The 14,762-nt window shown below is 32.5% G+C and carries 18 protein-coding genes; 10 read left to right on the top strand and 8 right to left on the bottom strand.

Features of this window, described 5'->3' with window-relative positions; genetic code table 11:
* Positions 1 to 11: 11 nt before the first annotated feature.
* Positions 12 to 401, bottom strand: coding sequence for a DUF6659 family protein (locus K5782_RS02125; protein WP_297463618.1), 390 nt, complete (start codon positions 399 to 401; stop codon positions 12 to 14).
* 96 nt (positions 402 to 497) lie between these two features.
* Between K5782_RS02125 and K5782_RS02120 the strand changes: the two genes are divergently transcribed.
* Complete coding sequence (locus K5782_RS02120) at positions 498 to 1,775, top strand: MFS transporter (RefSeq protein ID WP_297463616.1); 1,278 nt, start codon at positions 498 to 500, stop codon at positions 1,773 to 1,775.
* Positions 1,776 to 1,945: 170 nt separating this feature from the next.
* Here K5782_RS02120 and K5782_RS02115 read toward each other — a convergent pair whose 3' ends face one another.
* A complete protein-coding gene (locus tag K5782_RS02115; RefSeq protein ID WP_297463614.1) occupies positions 1,946 to 2,668 on the bottom strand; it encodes a zinc ribbon domain-containing protein in 723 nt (240 codons plus the stop codon).
* A gap of 1,012 nt (positions 2,669 to 3,680) precedes the next feature.
* Here K5782_RS02115 and K5782_RS02110 point away from each other — a divergent pair.
* Positions 3,681 to 3,980, top strand: a complete 300-nt coding sequence (locus K5782_RS02110; RefSeq protein ID WP_297463612.1) for a hypothetical protein — start codon at positions 3,681 to 3,683, stop codon at positions 3,978 to 3,980.
* A gap of 177 nt (positions 3,981 to 4,157) precedes the next feature.
* Here K5782_RS02110 and K5782_RS02105 read toward each other — a convergent pair whose 3' ends face one another.
* Positions 4,158 to 4,469, bottom strand: a complete 312-nt coding sequence (locus tag K5782_RS02105; RefSeq protein ID WP_297463610.1) for a hypothetical protein — start codon at positions 4,467 to 4,469, stop codon at positions 4,158 to 4,160.
* Between the two features lie 101 nt (positions 4,470 to 4,570).
* Here K5782_RS02105 and K5782_RS02100 point away from each other — a divergent pair, with 101 nt between their 5' ends.
* From K5782_RS02100 to K5782_RS02075, 6 genes are all read left to right on the top strand, one after another.
* Positions 4,571 to 5,140: a thermonuclease family protein gene (locus tag K5782_RS02100; protein ID WP_297463608.1), complete on the top strand. Its 570-nt coding sequence runs from the start codon at positions 4,571 to 4,573 to the stop codon at positions 5,138 to 5,140.
* A gap of 50 nt (positions 5,141 to 5,190) precedes the next feature.
* The gene (locus K5782_RS02095) at positions 5,191 to 5,439 is read left to right on the top strand and encodes a hypothetical protein (RefSeq protein ID WP_007550854.1); all 249 of its coding nucleotides are present in this window, start codon (positions 5,191 to 5,193) and stop codon (positions 5,437 to 5,439) included.
* A 219-nt stretch (positions 5,440 to 5,658) separates the two neighbouring features.
* Positions 5,659 to 5,844: a hypothetical protein gene (locus K5782_RS02090; RefSeq protein WP_297463606.1), complete on the top strand. Its 186-nt coding sequence runs from the start codon at positions 5,659 to 5,661 to the stop codon at positions 5,842 to 5,844.
* A gap of 49 nt (positions 5,845 to 5,893) precedes the next feature.
* A complete protein-coding gene (locus K5782_RS02085) occupies positions 5,894 to 6,385 on the top strand; it encodes a DUF192 domain-containing protein (RefSeq protein ID WP_297463604.1) in 492 nt (163 codons plus the stop codon).
* Between the two features lie 43 nt (positions 6,386 to 6,428).
* Positions 6,429 to 7,076, top strand: coding sequence for a hypothetical protein (locus K5782_RS02080; RefSeq protein WP_297463602.1), 648 nt, complete (start codon positions 6,429 to 6,431; stop codon positions 7,074 to 7,076).
* 37 nt (positions 7,077 to 7,113) lie between these two features.
* Positions 7,114 to 7,899: a sulfite exporter TauE/SafE family protein gene (locus K5782_RS02075; protein ID WP_297463601.1), complete on the top strand. Its 786-nt coding sequence runs from the start codon at positions 7,114 to 7,116 to the stop codon at positions 7,897 to 7,899.
* A gap of 732 nt (positions 7,900 to 8,631) precedes the next feature.
* Here the strand turns inward: K5782_RS02075 and K5782_RS02070 are convergent.
* Entirely contained in the window at positions 8,632 to 9,081 is a 450-nt protein-coding gene (locus K5782_RS02070) for a hypothetical protein (protein ID WP_297463599.1), read from the bottom strand.
* Positions 9,078 to 10,862, bottom strand: coding sequence for an SDR family oxidoreductase (locus K5782_RS02065; protein WP_297463597.1), 1,785 nt, complete (start codon positions 10,860 to 10,862; stop codon positions 9,078 to 9,080). The genes K5782_RS02070 and K5782_RS02065 overlap by 4 nt, the downstream gene beginning before the upstream one ends.
* A gap of 96 nt (positions 10,863 to 10,958) precedes the next feature.
* On the opposite strand from K5782_RS02065, the gene K5782_RS02060 reads away from it, so the two are divergent.
* Positions 10,959 to 11,195 (top strand): hypothetical protein, encoded by a 237-nt coding sequence (locus K5782_RS02060; protein ID WP_297463595.1) that lies wholly within the window; start codon positions 10,959 to 10,961, stop codon positions 11,193 to 11,195.
* Positions 11,196 to 11,197: 2 nt separating this feature from the next.
* A complete protein-coding gene (locus K5782_RS02055; RefSeq protein ID WP_297463593.1) occupies positions 11,198 to 11,575 on the top strand; it encodes a hypothetical protein in 378 nt (125 codons plus the stop codon).
* Here K5782_RS02055 and endA read toward each other — a convergent pair.
* The 3 genes from endA to K5782_RS02040 form a co-directional block, all read right to left on the bottom strand.
* Positions 11,572 to 12,108, bottom strand: a complete 537-nt coding sequence (endA, locus tag K5782_RS02050; protein WP_297463591.1) for a tRNA-intron lyase — start codon at positions 12,106 to 12,108, stop codon at positions 11,572 to 11,574. The genes K5782_RS02055 and endA overlap by 4 nt on opposite strands.
* Positions 12,109 to 12,252: 144 nt before the next feature.
* Positions 12,253 to 12,906 carry a DUF47 family protein gene (locus K5782_RS02045; protein ID WP_007550841.1) on the bottom strand — a complete coding sequence of 218 codons (654 nt, stop codon included), beginning with the start codon at positions 12,904 to 12,906 and terminating at the stop codon, positions 12,253 to 12,255.
* A 68-nt stretch (positions 12,907 to 12,974) separates the two neighbouring features.
* Positions 12,975 to 14,747 carry an ATP-dependent DNA ligase gene (locus K5782_RS02040; RefSeq protein WP_297463589.1) on the bottom strand — a complete coding sequence of 591 codons (1,773 nt, stop codon included), beginning with the start codon at positions 14,745 to 14,747 and terminating at the stop codon, positions 12,975 to 12,977.
* Positions 14,748 to 14,762: the final 15 nt, after the last annotated feature.

Raw genomic sequence — 14,762 nt, 5'->3', positions numbered from 1 at the left:
TGATTTAAAATTTATTCCCCAAAAAATTCGCCCCATTGACGACCAAGTTTTTCAATTATTCTAAATGCTAATCTATCAATGTTGACATTTGGTTCTGCTACTATCATTATTACTTTTTCAAAGATTGGAAAACTCATTATCACAACATGCTTTCTGCGAGATGCTGAATATTTTACATATCCTAATTCTACATCAAATTTTTTTCTTTTTACTACTCTTCCTGCTAACTCTTTACAAACTTCATTGTGTTGTTCTTCAGTTAATCTTGGATCCACATCTGCCTTATACCCTCCAGCAAGTATCTTTCCAAATTCATCTAAAAGTGCGGCAAATCTTACTTCGCTATCTTGTAGAATCTCTTGACATCTTTTCTCATATTCTTCTACATTAATCTCTGGCATGCTCTATTTTATTGATAATTGGTCTCTATTTTTACTATGGCAAATGTTTTGATTTTTGAAATCAAGGCTAAATACAACTAGACTGAAATTGTCTTGATGAGTCTAACTTTAGCTCAGAAAAAAATTGCCATTGGCTCATTTCTTGGTTGGTCTTTAGATGGATATGATATAGTTTTGATGTTACTTGTTATTCCTTCCATTAGTCAGCTATTTTTTCCATCTGCGGATCCTGTGTTTAGTATACTTGCAACATTTGCATCATATACTGTTACATTGATTATGAGACCTTTAGGATCTGTGATTTTTGGGATCTATGGTGATAAGTTTGGACGAAAAAAAGCTATGATAATTACAATAATGGGATTTTCTATTGCAACTTTTGTAGTTGGGTTGTTGCCAACATATCTAATGGTAGGAGTGATGGCACCAATTCTTCTGATACTGGTACGTCTAATTCAAGGAATATTTGCTGGAGGTGAGTGGGGCAGTGGTGCTGTACTAACAATTGAAAGTATGCCAAAACAAAAGCGAGGTGTCATATCTGGATTTTTGCAAAGTGGATTCTCTTTTGGTTTTTTATTGGCTGCAATATCTTTTCAAATAATTACTATTTTATTTCCAGGGCAGTTGTTTGAGGAGATTGGATGGAGGATACTCTTTTTTACAGGAATAATTCCTGGATTTGTTGCACTTTTTGTGCGATTAAGTATGGACGAATCTCCGTTATGGATTAAAAAGAACAAAGAATCTGGTCTTGTTAAAACTCCATTGAAGAGTATTGTTTTTGGAAAAATTCACAGAAAGGAATTTTTGCTTTGTGCTGCAATAATGACTGGGCTTGTTTACATGTATCATGGTTCAATTAGTATTCTGCCTACCTATTTGGGAGAGTTTGGCGATTTTCAAAAAGAACAGATTGCACTAATTATGATTTATGCCACTGCATCCTCTTGGGGTGGGATGATCCTAACTGGTTGGCTATCCCAAAAAATTGGTAGAAAAAAATCAATGCTTATTTTTGTATCTGCATCAATTCTCGTTTCAATTCCACTTGCAAGTGCAATATTGAATAATTTGTATGGGTTGATATTGTATGTTATAGTTTATGCTGTTGTTATATCTACTGCATCCGGTCCAATACCTGCATATTTTTCAGAAAGATTTCCTACTCAAATACGAAACAGTGCAGCTGGTTTTTCATATAATGCCGGATTGATCTTTGGTTCATGGTCTCCATTGATTGCATTATACTTTATGTCAAGTGTTTCAAAAGAACTTGTTCCAGTTGCTCTGGGAATTAATATTATGATTGGTTCGATAATTTTGATAATTCCCACATTGCTTAGTAGAGAAACTAAAGATATTGAACTCTAAATATTTCTAAAACTGTTTGTTTTATTGAACACACATTTTGTTAAGTAAAAATTTTTCAATAAACTTTAATGAAATTAATTGGAAAAACAAAATTGTCTCATGGGATATTAATGCATTATTCTACAAATAATGGAAATGTGGAATCGCACTTTTATCCTGATGAGTAATTTTTAGTAATGTCTTTTTTTGTATGCTATATTACTTGAAATCAAAATTATTACAAAACCTACAATTCCTATTAAAATAGAACTAACAAGTATTCCAAATGCTAGAAAAAATAGCATTCTTCCAACCTTTTTTGGGTTTTTTATTAAAAATGTAATTATGATTGCAATGAAACTCAATATGCTAGAGATTATCCCAAGAGATATGAACGCAGATGCAAGTCCTGACAACTCTATTCCCGTTTCATAGTTGATTGCCTCAAGTAATGGCTCCATTCTTGCAACGATAAATAATACTGGAATCATTGCCATTAATCCTCCAATTATGGCAAGACTTTGATACGAATTTGGTCTTGATATAATTTTTAATGGATTGTATCTTTTTACAATCTTCTTTACGTCATAATTTTGAAATGTTCTTTCTTGTCTAGTTCCACATAGGGTGCAAAATTTTGCATCTTCAGCAATACTGGTACTGCAATTACGACAATTGATTAATTTTGGTGATTTAATTTCTTCTATTTGATGATCTTTAATGTATGTCTCTGCTAGATTTTTAACATATTTTTCATCACTTGTGTAAAGTGGTTTATTTTCTAATATCATTCTTTTCACGTGCTCTAATCTTGATAAATCGCCTACCTGTAAATTTAATAAAATGTCTATTGTATCTAAAAATGATTCTGTAATATTTATCACAACCTTGGGTTTTTCTGTAATTCTAATCAATATTAAAAAATTTCTTAGCTTTGTTGATTAACTAGTATAATTTGGAAGCTGACTAATGCGGATCAACCTTTGCGTAGCCATGCAAGTAAGCAAAGACCAGCAAACTGATGCCAAGCATTTGACCTTAGGATACTGCGTCAGCTTTCCACATCTATTACGCATTTATTGAATAAAAACCATCTGTGTTAATTTGGATGTTATTTTAAAAAAGATTCTAGTCTTTGTATGCTAGGACGAAAACATACAAACTGTGACCTGAATCTCATTACTCATTACGTGAATCTGACATTTAAGATTCTCTGTATTTCTTTTGTATTGCCACTGGTTAAAGAGTAGAAAAGGCGTAACCCTCAATTACAGAACATAGAGAGATTTCCTCTCGTGGTCAGTTCGTTAAACGACTGATTGCCTTTTTTTGTTCTGCAGGGTCACGCAGTTTATTCAGCCGAAAGTGATTTCGACATCATACATTATAAGAATTTTTAATATTTAAGGTTTAAATTGGAAATTTCTAAAATGATCTATTATTTATTGTAATTTTTTATTGTTATTTTTTTAAAACATGTAATTTTTAATATGGTATAAATTCATTTACATTCATTAAGTTTAATTAATATTATTCAAATGAATTTAATGATTTTTAGTAGAATCTCTTTAATATCATTTAGTTGTATAATGTATGGCGAGGAACTGTCGTAATTAATGACAGTAAAGGAATAAACGAAAAAGGGTGGAAGCACTCAAAATTCGTTTTAGTATTCCAATTCCTCGTTAGTGTTTTTTGAAATATTTAATTTGAATAGCTAATTTAGAAAATTAATGAATGACGACATTGGTCAATGTCCCAAATGTTTTGGAATGATATTTCTTGAACAAGGCGAATCCGTATCTTGGTATTGTCCAACATGTAATCTGAAATATAAAACTGAATAAAGTTATTTAGTATAATTTTATTTTGTAATTTCTATCAATCGAAATGAACATACACTAGTAAATTTGAGCATATTGTGAAATGATATCTTTTGAACATCGAGTTTTAAGTGAATACAAACTAAAAACTTCAAAAATTGACACATTATCAAATTCAATTATATCTCATCGAGATCCTCATGGTCAAGAAGCAAAAGAAGCATCTGATTTTCTTGATGTTTTGATTAATGAAACTGATAGTTTCTATGATAAACACAGTGATATTTTATCAAATAATGGAAAAAGACCTCATCCTAGATCTCATCTTTTAGAATCCAAACAATGGAATGAAAATATTGAAAAATTTTATGAAAAAAATCCTTACAGAAGACGTAAAAACTAGTTTTTCATTATACCCAATCACTTTAATCTAAGATCTCTCTAATTTTATTTCTATGATCTATCGTTGTCTTATTTGTAATGTGATTGTGAATTCTCCTAATAAGTTAGAGACACATCTGCAAATTGAACACAAATGGGGAACAAAGAGAGATCCTAGAGTTTGATACTTTGTCATAAACTATCCATAATCTATTTTCTTGATTCGAACGTTACTCCCTTTGGTTTCGAGATAATGTCCTATAAAATTAGTCATCTGCTCTCCAATTTTAAACCCTAAAGCCCCTTTCATCATGCCTGATTTTTCAATTTTTTCTGCCATTTTTTCACTAATTTGAATATTGAAAAATGTCCATCCAAACTTCTCAAATGGAACATCAATTGTATATCCGTTAGTTTCATCGCATTCTTTTTCCAAGTCATCCAATGCTTGTTTAACAAGAATGATCTCTTTTTGATATCTTCTTGTACTAAGTTGAAATAATGGATTCATGGTGATTCTAAGTACTTTAGTTGTATATTGTTTGGGGGTCTCGGCTGTGTTTTCTATCGCACAAACATTATCTTAAGTTTGTATAATACTATGTATGATCATTGAATTTCATAATTTTAGGAATTATTCTTATGATTCTACTTGGAGTTTTGGCAGTTTTTTTATATTATGAATCTGCTCAAAACACCGAAAAAGTCAAAGTACAAATTCCAATATCTGAGGTAACTGAGATTATTTCCGAAAAATTGCAAATAGATTCTAAAACAATTACGCCTCCATCCGTTGAATCATCTACTTCGAAATGTATTGGTAATTCTGATTGTTTTTCAGGTAAAATAACAAAAATTACTGATGGTGATACCATCAAGGTTGATGAAAGATCTGTAAGATTTGCATTGGTCAGTGCTCCTGAGATAAATACTTTGGAAGGTAAGGTTGCAAAAGATTTTGTTGCCAATATATGCCCTGTTGGTTCTTCTGTTTTAGTTGATGAAGATGATGGACAACCCGAAGGCAGTTATGGTAGAATGCTTGCAGTAGTATATTGCAACGATGTTAATATTAATGAGAAAATTTTAGAATCAGGCAATGCAAAAATATCCACTTTGTTTTGTTCTGAAAGTGAGTTCTCAGATGAACCTTGGGCAAAAAAATTTGGATGTACTGACTAATCTCTGATTATTGCTCTGTATGTTAAAATAGTAATTTGAGAAATATTGTTATGAAAATAACTGAAATCAATATTGATGATAGTCAGACTGGATATTACTGGCTGCAAATTTTTGTAAAGAATCAAAAAGATGCGTTTTCATTAAGAAAACAAATCTTTGAAGATCAAGAAATCAAAGAAAGAGTTCAAAAGGCAATAAAAGACAATCAAAACCTAGTGGCAAATTCATCAATTCCTATGGAGATAATAATACACAATATTGTCATAGAGAAACTTCAATCAATTCTTGATGGGCCTTGAAATTTGATTATGCTTCAAATTAATCTGGACCGTCATATCCTGTACTTTGTTTACAACTAGGACAAATTTTCTGGTTTTGCCATAATTCTTTTCCACAATTCCTACAAGAATGAGGCTTCATGAATTAACAACACAAAGATTAGATTTAACATTTTTAGACTCTCAATTATAGGTCTATTGGTGCCACTGTTTTAATATGCATTTAATGTATTGTTATGTATGGTACTTATTTGGATTGGAATTGCAGTTGGAATAATTTTAGTGGTGGCTTTGATCATCAAAACTTCAAAAATCAACCCCAAAGTAGTATTGGGTGTTTCCTTGCGTTGTAAACAATGCGGTAGTGAAACAAAAGGACTAAAATGTGTAAAGTGTGATAAAAAATTCAAGTCGTTTGGCGTTTAAATTCGGTTATTTACTCTAACTATTTTAAAAGGAAACTCACACTAATTTTATGGCAACTAGAACTCAGACTCTGATCCCAGTGACAATAGCTGCAGTGATAATTGGGGTTGTTGGATTGATGTCTATTCCAAGTGACAGTAAACTAGAATCTGTACAATTTCCAAGAGGTACAATCAAAATAGATGACATTGCATTGCAAGTCCAAGTTGCAGATACTGAACCGCGACGAGTAAGGGGATTAATGTTCCAAGATCAGCTCCCATATGATCAAGGAATGATCTTTGTATTTGATGAGGTTGGCGTTTATTCTCTTTGGATGTTAAACATGCAATTCTCACTTGATATGATTTGGTTTGATCAAAACGGAAACATTATTCATATTGAAAAAAATGTTCCCCCATGTAAAACTGCTCTTGAGACGATGACCTGTCAAAGTTTTGCCCCTGATGGCAAAGCCCTGTATATATTAGAGGTCACTTCTGGTTTTGTAGATAAATTTAACATTACTAAAGATTCCAAGTTAAGTATTATTTCAATTTAGAATTGCAAAACCTTATTTTATTAATGAAAAATTAAACGATAAAATGAAAAATACCGTTCTACTACCAATTGTTGTCGGCATTGGAATCATCCTTGTTTTTCTGGGTATTACTTCTAGTCAACTAACTGTTGAACCAATCTTACGTGAGCCTACGGTGTATCAAAAACTGAATTTCTCTTATGTGGATTCTAATTCTATTTTAAAATCATCACTTGCATCAGATGGAATTTTGATGTCCAGTCCATTAACATTCACAGGTAGTTCTATTGCCAAATATTGTACTTTTTATCAGGATGAAATAAAACAAAATTCAATCAATTACTGTACCTCGACTGAGCTTAAAGATCATGAGGGTAACTTTCTTGGAAACATTCACATGGTTGGAACTTTAGATTATCCTGATGCTGTACTTGGTGTAATCCAAACAGACCCATATCTTTCTAATCTTGATTCACTAAAGACAACTTATCAAATTATGATCAATTCTCTTGTGTGTGATTGTTGGCAAGATAAAAAACCTGGAAATTTTGAATCTATATCTCAATGGATTGATGCTGCAAAATCTCATCACTTGGAGGCAAAGCGAACTACTAGTTCCTCTGAGATAAGTGGATTGGCAGATAAACAACTCTTCTTAGAAATTACTACAAATTCTGATGGATATCTTTGGAAGCTTATCATATCAAACTAAATTTAAGTAATGTTTACAATTTGCATGGTTGAATATCTTGATTGATCAATTATGGTTCATTCCATTAGGATTTGTGGCTGGAATCCTTGGTTCGATGATAGGTCTTGGCGGTGGAATAATTGTAGTTCCTGTGTTGACTTTTTTTGGGTTTCCTCCCACTTTAGCTGCAAGCAATAGTTTGTTTGCGGCATTTAGTAATGCCGTAGCTTCTACATTTTCATATTCTAGACAAAAGCGAATTGAATATTCTCTTGGATTAAAGCTAGGACTTCTGTGTATTCCTGGTACAATACTTGGTGCTTATATTTCAAGTGATGTAACTCCTTCGATCTTTAAGGTTCTATTCGGATTAGTGTTAGTATCCTCTGCTGTCTATATATTTTTGAGAAAAAAGATAGAGACTAGAGAAAAGACTCTAACAAAACAAATGATCGTATTTGCAATAGGTGCAAGTTTTTTTGCAGGGATAATATCGTCCTTTTTTGGAATCGGTGGAGGTATCATCTTTGTTCCATTAATGGTAGTTGGAATGGGAATGACTATGAAAAAAGCAGCTCCTACATCACAATTTATTTTGCTTTTTGCATCTCTATCTGGAGTTATTGTTCACAGTATTTTGGGTCACCCTGACTTTATACACGCAGGATTATTGGCTGCCGGCGCATTTGCTGGTGGATTAGTCGGTGCAAGACTTTCATTAGATATCAAAGAAAGATATTTGCAAATTCTAGTTTCATCAATTATTATTTTGGCTGCGATCAAATTATTTTTTGATTCTGCGTCTGAAAATTTATTTTTGTTTGTTAAATTATTGTATATTTGATCAAAACATGTTCTGTGTGTGCAGCAGACTTTTACTCGGGATATTATTTTAAAAATTTCTTTAAAATCTATATTATTTTTATTTTTAACGTGAATTTAATACATTTTTTACATTTTCATAAAAATATGTTGTAAGAGTTTACTAAAAAGTGTCTTTTTTTAACTAATGTTTATTATTACTGTGTTTTGTATTTGCCATTTCATTGAGTCAGGGACATCTCGCGGTGTTAGCTGGAAGCCAAAAAGCTCACATAAACTAGTTAACGCATTTCATTTGCCTCCATTTTTGAGGGGGCATCAAAATTTTTAAAAAATTTATTTCATGAAGTTGGCTTCTTTATGTCCTTCGCATTCTTGGAGGAGTTCTCCGTAATCATTGACTGTGCAATTGCAATCTAAAGTCATGCTGTATATTTTTAATATTTACTTTAAACCATTACTATGCAATTGTATGATGTTGTTATTTGATACAATGGTGTTTAATCCTCTATGGTGTTCTACCTCTAGTTGATACTTGTATGGAATTCCATAAAATATCAAACAAATTTTAAGATTGATAATTTTAGGTTTATTTTTCTTTAATCTATAATTATATCAAATGAGAGAAGATTTTGCTGAATATACTAAGTGTAATGTATGTGATACTTCATTACTGACGTGCCTTTGTAATTGCCCTAAATGTGGAAAAAGAGAAGACTGTACGTGTGAGTTAAAACCAATTAGATATCATGATCTAGGTTATTGATTTTTTTATTCTATACCAGTTTTTCCTTGAAAGTACAACTATCTCTCCGTCTTGTTTTGTTCCTTCATAGTTAATTGCAATCTTTCCAAATTCATCATCGATGTCTTCTTTTGCAGATATTGTAAATTTTATCTTCAATACATCGTCAGTATATAGCGGTTTTAGAAATCTGCTACTTCTATTCTCCCATTCAGAATCCCCATCCGTTCCAACAAAAACTATGTGGTTGCCATAAATTTGACTCAGCCTAGTAAACTCTCCTTCCATTCTAGATAAAATTGCTCTTCCAGAAACAATTTTCTGTTTTGCATTTTGCATGTCTTCTAAAAATGCATTTTTCACCCTTGAGAATTTGAAATATTCTGTCAATTCTTTTTCGGAAATACTACACGTGGAAAAAAACTCATCTCCAACTTTAAGTTCAGAAAATTTTTTCATTCTAATCTTGATTCATCAACACAAAATGTGACTTCCGATGAATCAAGCGCACTATCAGTTACTAGGAAATTCAACGCTTGAACTATTTTCTCATTTTTTGGTTCTATTCCTGTTACAGAACCTGGGAAAATAGTAAATAATCTAATTTTTGAATTTAGAACATCACTAAGTTCTTGATTTACTGTAGTAGTAAATGGTCTTAGGGCCCCACGAAATACCTCTACTTGTGCTCTTTGCATTCCTGTAACTTTTGGACCAACAGGCAAATCTGGACCAATTATCATCAGTGCACCTTTTGCATCTTTGAATAGTCTTGGGTCATTGCCTCCTCCTGGAACAAATTGTTCTAGTGCACCTTGTCCTACTATTGCAGGCGTGGTGATGAATTTTTCAACTAGTTCTTCCCATTTTGCTCTTGATAGTTCGACTAATTTTGAAATGTTTGGTAGTTTACCTGTGATATGTATAACCGCTAAAATACTTCCAAGATTAGTATTTGCAGTGTTTAGCCATTTTTTAACTTCATCTGGATTCTTGATATTTACTATGTGTGAATGAAACTTTGAGCTGATGTATTCTTGTAATTCTTTGGGAGTTGATTCAGAGATAAAACATGCAACTTTGCCACCATTTTTTATAACGTGTTGAGCAAGATACTCTACTCTTTGTGCGTCTGATTTTTCAGTTGCATCAACTGTAAAAACAACTGATCTTCCTGTAAAGTCAGGTTGGTGAACTCCTGGTGTTGTTGTACCAATGAATGGTTTTACTGGATAAAATACTCTATCCCCCGGAATTACTTTGCCGTTTAATATTTTTGCAATATTGTCATCACACAGATTCAAAACTGATTCAGCAACTTGAACTTGTGATAAGAATTGCTGGTCTGCAATCATATGTGATGTATTTTTTTGAACTTTTTCAGCTATCGTTTGAATTTTGTTTAATAGGTTTGTAATTGTAACAGTTAATTTTGAAACATCTTTGTTCATCTCTTTTGCTAATTTTTGTGCAGCTTTTGTAATTCCTTCTTTTACCACATTTTCATCTTCTCCTAGTAATGGGAATAGTTCTTTATTTGTTGCATCAACTTGAACAGGTGTCAAGTCTTCAAATCCAGTGACACGTAAAAATTCCGCTGCTGCTTTTGGATATACTGTCTTGTATATTCTATCTGAGTGAACTGGACCTGGATTTGTTCCAATAGATATGATTTTTTTATCAGTTAATTCCCAAGACATAGCCTCAACTAACCTGTTCTTTGCACCTTGTGCTGCAGTGTACGGACTTCTAAATCTGTATGGTCTTTGTTCGTGTGGTCTTTCTTCAGTGAAAAATGTAGATATTGTTACAATCTTGCCATTTTCTTTCATTACTTTGAGAGCTTGTACTGAACCCCAAAATGTACCTGTCAAATGAATCTCTACAGCACTTTTGAATTCATCCAGTGATGCATGAGAAAAACATGTTACCGGGCCTGAAACACCCGCATTATTAATTACATAATCTACTGTAACATTTTCTTTTTTTAATGTATCAAACATTTCATTCATTCCAGATTCATCGCTTACATCCACTCCTGAGAAAATTCTTACTGATGCTCCGCTGTTTACTTTGGAAATAATTTCTTTAAGCATAATTGATGTTTCTTCTAAGGGTTCTTTTCGTCTGCCCAAAATTATCACACTGGCACCATTTTCAATAAATTTTTTAGCAATGGCTTGACCTATTCCTGTTCCACTGCCAGTTACTAGTGCAACTTTGCCTTGAAATTTCAGCATAGATATACTTACGAAACTTTTGTATTATTTAATTCGATTGATCTCTTAGAATAATTTCTTGATATCTTTATTTGTGGGTATGGTTTTTTGTATTTTATGCATGATTCTGAGTCAGATACATTTGTTTTAAAATCCTGGCCTGAGAAATTCTCTGATATGTTAAAGGCGATCGGAGTAGATTCTAAATCTAAAGAGATTGGAAGTGATGATGTTGAAAAAGGCGAGTATTATAGTAGATATTTTTCTCAAACACCTAGAATGGTATCAAACAAGGGTTGCCTTGATGTTGCTAATTCTAATATTGATGTAATTCAAATTATTCAAAAGGGATAGCGATGCAAGATACAAATCCAATGCCATGGGGCGCACTAGATAGATATCAGGCACACTTTATTGTTAGAAAGGAATCCGGACAAAATGATCAAGATTATGTTACTAAAACTAAACTAATCACAAAGGGGCATTTTTCATCAAAGACTATTCTTAAAGTAGAATGGAATGGTAGTGGCAGTCTTGCAAGAAGACTAAATGAAGATGCCGAGCTTAATGAGATGATTGCAAAACAATCAATTGATGATGCAACAATATTTGTCGAACCAACTGACGGTGCTATTCGAATTCGACCTAAATGGAAAAATCATCTTTCATTTGGAATTACAAAAGAGCTTTTTGAGATTTATGATAGAATAGCTGGACACATAAAAAAACTCTAAGCCTTCCACCAATCAAGAGCTAGAAAATCTACTTTATCTTTTCCTCTTGGAATTGCCAAAATGAATTGCTTTCTTACTGTAGTTGCTAATCTTCCTGCTAAAACAATTCCTGTGGATGTGATTGGGTCACTTCTATTGTATACTTGAATTAAAAACGGTGCATGATCAATACCTGGACCTTTCTCATAAACTGCAAAATCACATCCAAACTTTATTCCTGGATTAATTACATATCCTTTATCGCGAAAGTTTTTGTATACTAGATATTTTTTGTCAAAATCATGATACTCCTTTTTACACATCTCTATCATGTAATCTATTGTGATCTTTTGATTTGATTTGTAAATTGTAATTTTTTTATTTTCTAGTAGGTAAAGCCCTTCAATTAGGTCTAAAATTAATGGAACGTTAATCTCTTCCGGTTTTGGTTTTGATATCCCAATCGGTTTGCCATAATATCCATGACTAAATAATTTACGAGAATCTTCAATGTTCCATACAATTATTCTATTTTCGACAAGCTCTGTTTTCATTTAGTTTTTTTAATTTACTTGCGTATATGAATTCTCTATTTTACGCATGTATGTTGTAATGGTTTTTTTTAAAATTGGGTAATTTATCATTTGTTTTGTGAATCAAGATAAAAATTAAGTAAAAAGTTAGGTGTGGTGAATGTGTTATAGACTCAATGCTAATAATATGAAAGAATCAGAGACACGCTGACATTTGTCTGACATTTCTTCAATTCCTTCAATTACATCTTTTATCAGCAATAGCTCTTTGGTGTTAGTAACTTCTGATAAAAGCTTGATTGTAGCATGTCTATATTTGATGTCTATCTCACGTTCTATTTTTTGTGTTTCTTGTGCAAGTTCAATGGCATTAGCAGTATTGGTATTTAGACTACGTATGATTTCATTTAGTTTGTAAACCTCGTCTACAACCAGCTCAATCAACTTTGTAATATCTTCGTCTAACTTTGCGCTCTTTAATGTAGTAATCTTGATGTTTGAAAGTTTGAATGCAATTCCAGTAATGTAACCTGCAATCTCATCCATTGTATATGCTGTGTTTAGGAGATTTTCTCTATTCATGATTAAACCACCAACGTCAGCAACTTCTCTAGTTATTTTTCTTCTAAGATTTTCTACTTCTTCTTCGATAGTTGATATCTGCTCCAATGAATTTTTAATACCTGTTTTGTCTTTTTTCATCATCAAATCTGGTAGTGTTGCAAGTTCTCTGGCAGCATTTAAGATTCGGTTGATTTCGTCTTGTAAAACTGCTATAGCCTTTCTTTTTGCTTGAACTTCAAGCTCTCCGCTATACATTTCTGAATTCCAAAATATCGTGAGGTAATTTAAATCCTCTATGATTTTTTGGAATTATTGAGCACAAATCACATCAAATTTTTATCATGAGCTACTTTTTTCTGTCCTTTGAATAAGGTCAATACCTCTTCATTAGTCGATGCGTCCTCGGCATCTTTCTCTAATCTTATTTTTCCAGTAAATTTTGGAAATCTTAACGCCAATCCTGTATCTTTTCTGATCTCATTTCTTGCTGCTTTGTGGATTGGACTTAAAGTAATTTCTGATGCTACGACTTCAATTACTAATTCTGGCTCAAACCAAACATCAGCTTCCATATCACTATCTATTCTTGGATTTTTCTTTATTGTTACTTTATTTGATAATATTTGATAGAGCTGATCCAAGTCTTCATCTGTGAATCCTGTCCCCACTTTGCATATGCTTGTAAAAACATCCGTATCATAATCATATGAAGCTAAAAGTAACGTCCCATACTTTCCTGTTCTTCTACCTTTTCCAAAAAATGCTCCTATTACTACTAGATCAAGACTATCTCCGAGCTCATTTCTGTATTCTCTTTTTAGTTTTAACCAGTAACTACCTCTGGACCCAGCTTGGTATGGTTTATCTAACATCTTTAACATCACTCCTTCACATCCTGCGTTGATACTGTTTTCCAAAAATTCTTCTATGTCTTCTTGACTTTTTACCGTACTCATTGGTATGTGTTTTGCATAATCGTCTTCTTTTACAATTTTTTCTAACAGATTTCGTCTTTCTTTGTATGATAATCCAAGACAACTTTTTCCATCGTAATACAATACATCAAAAAAGTTTACAGTAATTGGATACTGTGATACTGCTTTTTCTACTTGATATTTTCTTCTTCTATGCATCAGTTCTTGGAACGGTAAAAATTCTCCAGTGTTTTCATTTATTGCTACTGCTTCTGCCTCTAAAATTACTTTTTGTGCTTGAATTGTTTTAGGAATTTTTTCTACAATGTCTGGATAATAACTCGTGATATTTTCTAAACTTCTTGAAAATAATATCACTTTCTCTCCTTCAATGTGTAACTGAACTCTTTCTCCATCAAGCTTGTATTCTACTGCAAAAATATTGCCTAGTTTTTCAATTGCCTCTTCTTCACTTTTCACTCTATCTGCAAGCATTGGTCGTATAGGATTAAACAAATTGATTTCAAATTCTTCTATGCCTTCGAGTCCTTTACTTGCAATTGTTTCTGCAACTTTACCCAAATCACTTGATACATTGTATGCATGCTCCAATGCTTTTCTGTTTTCTTTATTTCCTGTAAATGCAATTGCAAGAGCATCCATTACTGTGTTTTCTGCTACGCCTAGTCTTAATGTTCCAAGTAAAATCTTTAAGATGAATTTGGCTTCATTTGGATTTGCATCGTTTAGCAACCCTGAGATGTATTTCATTTTCCTATCTTGAGTCTTTGAACCTTCTAACTTTGCAATTGTAAACAAGTTCTCATAAACTCGCTCAACTGTAATGTCTTGCATCATGAATGTTGTCTGTTCTTTTTGTTCCAAAATTTTAGATGCAGCATGTCCTAAATCTCCACTCTTTCTATATTCTTCCTCTATTTTTTTCTCGGCACTATCAGAGCCTGCCGATTTTGCAATTGCTCTTATTGCTAATCTTTCTGCTACCCCCAATTCAACTCCTTCAAAATCTGGTCTGAGTTTTCCTTGTAAAAGATAAACGATTTTTGAAATTACGTTTTGTGGCGTTTTTTCAAATAACTCTACTAGATGTTGAGTCAGTTCTAGTCTTTTTGTAGTTGACTCCATTTTACTAAATGCATCAGCTAGAATGGCAAACTCCACTCTAGTTTTATTACA

Origin of the sequence: Nitrosarchaeum sp., assembly GCF_025699065.1 — an archaeon.
GTDB lineage: Archaea > Thermoproteota > Nitrososphaeria > Nitrososphaerales > Nitrosopumilaceae > Nitrosarchaeum.
This window is presented reverse-complemented; position numbering and strand designations above follow the sequence as displayed.

Coding starts and splice junctions, on each gene's coding strand:
- K5782_RS02110 (WP_297463612.1), top strand. CDS start 3,681: ATGATATCTTTTGAACATCGAGTTTTAAGTGAATACAAACTAAAAACT.
- K5782_RS02055 (WP_297463593.1), top strand. CDS start 11,198: ATGCAAGATACAAATCCAATGCCATGGGGCGCACTAGATAGATATCAG.
- K5782_RS02045 (WP_007550841.1), bottom strand. CDS start 12,906: ATGTATAGCGGAGAGCTTGAAGTTCAAGCAAAAAGAAAGGCTATAGCA.
- K5782_RS02090 (WP_297463606.1), top strand. CDS start 5,659: ATGGTACTTATTTGGATTGGAATTGCAGTTGGAATAATTTTAGTGGTG.
- K5782_RS02080 (WP_297463602.1), top strand. CDS start 6,429: ATGAAAAATACCGTTCTACTACCAATTGTTGTCGGCATTGGAATCATC.
- K5782_RS02105 (WP_297463610.1), bottom strand. CDS start 4,469: ATGAATCCATTATTTCAACTTAGTACAAGAAGATATCAAAAAGAGATC.
- K5782_RS02065 (WP_297463597.1), bottom strand. CDS start 10,862: ATGCTGAAATTTCAAGGCAAAGTTGCACTAGTAACTGGCAGTGGAACA.
- K5782_RS02060 (WP_297463595.1), top strand. CDS start 10,959: ATGCATGATTCTGAGTCAGATACATTTGTTTTAAAATCCTGGCCTGAG.
- K5782_RS02085 (WP_297463604.1), top strand. CDS start 5,894: ATGGCAACTAGAACTCAGACTCTGATCCCAGTGACAATAGCTGCAGTG.
- K5782_RS02120 (WP_297463616.1), top strand. CDS start 498: ATGAGTCTAACTTTAGCTCAGAAAAAAATTGCCATTGGCTCATTTCTT.
- K5782_RS02095 (WP_007550854.1), top strand. CDS start 5,191: ATGAAAATAACTGAAATCAATATTGATGATAGTCAGACTGGATATTAC.
- endA (WP_297463591.1), bottom strand. CDS start 12,108: ATGAAAACAGAGCTTGTCGAAAATAGAATAATTGTATGGAACATTGAA.
- K5782_RS02070 (WP_297463599.1), bottom strand. CDS start 9,081: ATGAAAAAATTTTCTGAACTTAAAGTTGGAGATGAGTTTTTTTCCACG.
- K5782_RS02125 (WP_297463618.1), bottom strand. CDS start 401: ATGCCAGAGATTAATGTAGAAGAATATGAGAAAAGATGTCAAGAGATT.